The organism is Flavobacterium sp. GNP002, assembly GCF_054343795.1.
This window is the reverse complement of sequence record NZ_JBTGUW010000003.1, coordinates 1-1,760: the sequence shown is the minus strand read 5'-3', so window position 1 is coordinate 1,760 and position 1,760 is coordinate 1. Positions and strand designations below refer to the sequence as shown.

Sequence of the window (1,760 nt, the reverse complement as noted above, 5' to 3'; positions counted from 1 at the left end):
ATGATTCTAAGTGAAATAAGTCACACAGAAAAAGACACTTATCCTAAGATATCGCTTATAGAGGGAATGTCAAAATCGCTACACTTGAACTGAATTACAAAACAGAACAGAGTCACACCTTTAGAAGACACACTATGGCTGCTTAACGGGAAAGGTGAGGTGGGGTGATGCATAAAACAAGGGTTTGAAATTAGCTCAGAGACCGCTCCATAAGCCAAATATGTAATAGACAAGGCCTACTCCCTGCTCAGTGAACTGGACTCAACACCCCCTAGTCACCGCACAAGAATATATCTGACTAGTAAGAATCTGAAAACCTATGTATCGATATCTCTCTGCAAGTGAATCAAGAGGGTGTAAAGCGGCATAAACACAGCAGGGAAAAGCAGCCAAGCCCCATTCTAAACATAAATTACTTTAAAAAACCCACAAAACAAAGACAGTGAAAGAGAGAGAAATTCTTACAAAATCCGTTCAGGGTCTCTGATGCAACCTGGATTGACCATATCTAGACCCACAGCTGGATGAGACATAAGGCTGGACACTCTTGGGGCTGAGAGGATTGGTGAGGTTGGGTGAGCAAACGCAGATACTTTAAAGTAACACCGCGGGGTACCCACCCCATGGGTCTCAAATCTCCAGGTACAAGGGCATCTTCCTACATCGAAAACATGCATGGGAAACCCAGAAGATGGTATGCCGTGAGATCGGGAAAGGTTTCTAAAACGCACCTCATTTCTCCTCTCCTTGTGCTCGGGTTCGCCATTCCAGCCGCTTGACTAACCATCTCCCTACTTGGAGAATCAGCACCTTTAACCTCCTGTTTCGTACAGGTTGCAATTTGTCCTGAGGATGAACGGGAAGACGGGGAACCAACGAGAGACTAGCCCTAGGTGTTGGGACAGGCACAGGTCACTCCATTTTCCCATCAGGAAGAAGAATGAACCACAGGCTCAGCCTGCCCCCCAGAACCAAAATAGGGCCTGAAGCAATCCTGCGCTTTTGCGGCCAGCTCCCAAAAAAGCGAGTAGACAAATGGAGCTCAGGGGCACTGCAATTCACAAACGTGCAGAGTTATAAATGAGAACTCTCGTCCACAAATATATTGAGGGAAGGCAACGAAGAGGATTTGAAAGCAAGGCAGATTTGCAGGAAACAGATTTCAGGAGGTAGATTCGACTCGCCTTTAAAGCACATGAAAAGCGGCAAAACGTTGACAATGATGCCCTTGGCCAAAAAGGGCGTATGCGTTTTTTCCTGAATATATTCAGGAAAAAACGCATACGCCCTTTTTGGCCAACCAAGCAAGCCGGAAGGGCAAATCAGCGCTACAAAGAAGTCTCGCTTGCCCTCGGTCAAAAGGGCCATGCTGAAAAAAGTGTAAAAACCAGAAAAGCAGGACAGGCCATGGAGACATGGGAGCCTTGCTACGCTGATGGGCGGGATGTAAATTGCCAACAGGCACTCTGGAGAAGTGTACGGTGTGTCCTGAAACAAGTAATAAACACAGCTTAGAGAGCATAGGGCACTTCCACTCATGGGCGTATAAATTGGGAAAACTAAAAATCAACAAGACACAGGCACCCCAAAGTTTACGGCTGCTCTGTTTCCAAGAACCTCCACTTCGGTACACCTTCAATATCCCAGGAAAGAGAAAAATGGATAAAGAAATGGTGGTACTTGGCACAATGGAATATCACTCAGCCATGAAATCAATGTCATAAGGCTAGTTAGCAGCATGATGAGTGGATTTAGGTACG

General features: G+C 46.0%; 1 protein-coding gene. It reads right to left on the bottom strand.

Annotation, left to right across the window (positions count from 1 at the left end; all coding sequences use genetic code 11):
* Positions 1–1,074: 1,074 nt before the first annotated feature.
* A complete protein-coding gene (locus ACXX80_RS15725; RefSeq protein WP_458554113.1) occupies positions 1,075–1,368 on the bottom strand; it encodes a hypothetical protein in 294 nt (97 codons plus the stop codon).
* Between the last annotated feature and the right edge of the window lie 392 nt (positions 1,369–1,760).